3 protein-coding genes and 1 pseudogene are annotated in these 3,119 nt (G+C 28.7%); all 4 read left to right on the plus strand.

Going from position 1 to position 3,119, the window contains the following annotated elements; genetic code table 11:
• Positions 1-450 precede the first annotated feature (450 nt).
• Complete coding sequence (locus RR409_RS20955) at positions 451-900, plus strand: LytTR family DNA-binding domain-containing protein (protein ID WP_332559718.1); 450 nt, start codon at positions 451-453, stop codon at positions 898-900.
• 1 nt (position 901) lies between these two features.
• Positions 902-1,336 carry a DUF3021 domain-containing protein gene (locus RR409_RS20960; RefSeq protein ID WP_332559719.1) on the plus strand — a complete coding sequence of 145 codons (435 nt, stop codon included), beginning with the start codon at positions 902-904 and terminating at the stop codon, positions 1,334-1,336.
• A 528-nt stretch (positions 1,337-1,864) separates the two neighbouring features.
• On the plus strand, positions 1,865-2,428 hold the full coding sequence (locus tag RR409_RS20965; RefSeq protein WP_332559720.1) for a 4Fe-4S binding protein: 564 nt from the start codon (positions 1,865-1,867) through the stop codon (positions 2,426-2,428).
• A gap of 237 nt (positions 2,429-2,665) precedes the next feature.
• Positions 2,666-3,119 (plus strand): annotated as a pseudogene (locus RR409_RS20970) (hypothetical protein); the annotation flags it as partial.

Consider the following 3,119-nt stretch of genomic DNA (forward strand, 5'->3'; position numbering starts at 1 on the left):
ATAATACAAGCAATGAGAGACTAAAGCAGTTTTTGAGTATAATAGATAGTTAATAGAAATCTATAAAAAAGATCTTTAACACAAACATTTGTATTAAGGATCTTTTTGATTTAAATCCAAATAATGGTAGCGACTCCGAGGTGCTACCAAAAGATGGTGCAAAAAATACATGGGGGAGAAATCTCCTTCAAAAGCTGTACACCTAATGAACTTGTTCATTATTTAATTAATAAATAGAAAAATTACCTCCTTAGTTGGATATGAATTCTTAAATGAATTTTCCAGCTAAGGAGGTTTTATTGTATTGAAGAATAAACATTAAAGAAATTTTAATAAGAATAATAATACCGTTTAATGTTAATCAAGCACCACTTACATAGAAAATATAGATAAATATGGAAGGTTTCAATATACTTATATTATAGCAAATCCTTGGAAGGGAATGAGAGGATGAAAATAGATATTGATATCAATAAGGACTATGAAGAAACTACAATAATAATAAAAGCGCCAGAGTTAACATCAGAAATTATGGAACTAATGCAAAAACTTAAAAACACTAAAAGCAAAAGTATTGTAGGTAATGATAATCAAAAGATGTATATATTGAACCCAAAAGATATTTTGTTATTTTACAGTGAAGAGCAAAGGGTAAAGGCAGATACAATAAATGGCTGCTATGAAATCAAACAAAAGCTATATGAATTAGAGGAAGAATTATATGAGCTAGGATTCATAAGAATTTCTAAATTTGCCATAGCAAATGTTAATAAAATTAAAGATATAGAGATGTTCTTTAATGGAAGCTTAGTGGTGAATTTTATTAATGGTAGGCAAGAAGTTATATCACGTAGATTTGTATCTAAAGTAAAAGAATATATTGGTGTAGGAGGTAAGTAATATGAGGTATATGAAGCAGTTTATTTTAAGAGGTTTATTCGGGATAACAATAGGTGTTTTTATAAATCAGCTTATCATGCTGATCATGGCTATGAATGGTAACATTGTAAGTATTCCATCAAATATTGTTATTACTCAATTTATTATTTCTAGCTTAACAGGGTTTTATTGTGCAGGAGTCAGCGTTATATTTGAAATTGAAGAATGGAGTTTGTTACGTCAAACTATTACTCATTCAATTGCAATGCTTCCATACTTTCCAGTAGCAGTGTATGCAGGATGGATGCCAGGAACATTAATTGGAAGACTGATCTTTATAATAAATTATATTTTAGTATATGTTATTATATGGGCTTCATTTAAGAAGTATTGGGAAAAGAAAACTAAAGCACTAAATGAAGAGTTAAAAAAACACAACAAAAACAATATAAACTAAAATAATATCAATGATTAAGTAATGATATATGACCCTTGTACAAAAGGTCAATGTAAGACTCAATGATATGGTCAGTTTAAAAGAATTCATTAGTTAGTTGTAGTAATAAAATGTATTACAGAAAAGAAATAATAAAGGATATGAACTTTAATTCAAGGTGCATATCCTTTCTTTATATGTTTTTATAATACTCAAAAAATAATTTTGTTTATATAGTTAAATGCAAATTTATGGTAGCGCCCCCGAGGTGATGGAAGAGTGTGGTTCAAAAATATGTTGTAAAAAATACATGGGGGAGTAGTGAGGTAAAAGATGCCATGATAATTTTCAAGGACAGGAGTTGACAAGTTTATGAATATATCGTAATATTTGAATATAGTAATGAATATATATTATATATGAATGATTTTAAATTTGAATTAGGGAAGCTTATATTTAAAGCTTAAGCGTAATGGACATCCTAAATTAGTTTTTAATTTTTCTATGTATTGCATTATAATAATTAATCTTAATTATGGAGGTAATTTTATGGAAAAGAAAAAAAGAAAGTCTCATCAAAGTTGGTCATGGATACTGATGGTAGCATTTTTGATATTGTCAATATTAGACTATAGATTTGGTATTTTAGGGGCAGTGTGTATGGGTGCACCTCTTTATCATGCTATTAGAGGAAGAGGAAAGATTCATTGTTCTATGTATTGTCCAAGAGGTTCTATACTTGGGAAGTTCTTAAAGAATGTTAGTTTGAATAATAATTTCCCAAATGCGGCTAAATCAAACCTAGTAAAAAATCTTTTGCTAGGGACTATGGTTATATTACTTACAGTAGCTTTATATCATGCAAATCGCCATGGATTTAATTTTTTAAACACTAGTTTTGCCTTGTTTAGATTTATGACCATATCACTACTTGTAGGTACAATAATAGGAATAATTTTCAAACCAAGAAGTTGGTGCCAAGTCTGTCCTATGGGCCATGGTACAGCACTAATAGATAAAGCTATTAAGAGCAAAAACTCAACAGTTAAGAAATCAGGAGCTAATAAGGGGGCTAATGTTAATGAAATTAAAAATGAAAAAATTGCTGGCTAGTGCACTAGTACTTTGTGCAGTGTATGGAATATATACTTTAATAAACTTAAGACCTATATAAAATAATTGTATAATTAAAATGGAAAGAGTCATTATTGTGACTCTTTTTTTGTATATTTTTGTAAAATTTCAGTGAATTAAGAGGAAATGTAAGAAAATTGGCGAATATTAGAAAAACGAGAATAATATACCATAATAGAGAAGTAAATTAATTACGGTTAGGTTAGGGGAGAAGAAATGAAGAGAAACACTAAAGTAAAAGAAAGAAATGTATCAATAACAAGGAAAATACTTACAATACCACTAGTAATTATTTTCACATGTATTTTTTTAATCACAAGTGTAACATCATATATTTTAAGGAAAAATATGCATGATCAAATGAAAGTAGACGGATTGAATTTAGCTAGGGAAGTTGGAAGCAAAATAAAATATAACTCATCAGCTATAGAAATGATAAATAAAACTATGGATAGTAAGCTAATGGTAGCTTTAAAAGCAGTTTCAAATGGAAGCGGAACTTTTAGTGATGAATTGTTGAAAGATATTTCTAAGAAACTTGAAGTTCATGAAGTAAACATCACAGATAAAGATGGTAATATATTATTTTCAAATTTCAAAGAAAATGTAGGGCAGAGTTTTGATGAAACACATGTTGCAAGAGCAATACTAAGAGGGGAAGCTACAGAGC

The sequence above is a fragment of the Clostridium sp. genome, assembly GCF_036642255.1.
Classification (GTDB): Bacteria; Bacillota; Clostridia; order Clostridiales; family Clostridiaceae; genus Clostridium_J.

Coding starts and splice junctions, on each gene's coding strand:
- RR409_RS20965 (WP_332559720.1), top strand. CDS start 1,865: ATGGAAAAGAAAAAAAGAAAGTCTCATCAAAGTTGGTCATGGATACTG.
- RR409_RS20960 (WP_332559719.1), top strand. CDS start 902: ATGAGGTATATGAAGCAGTTTATTTTAAGAGGTTTATTCGGGATAACA.
- RR409_RS20955 (WP_332559718.1), top strand. CDS start 451: ATGAAAATAGATATTGATATCAATAAGGACTATGAAGAAACTACAATA.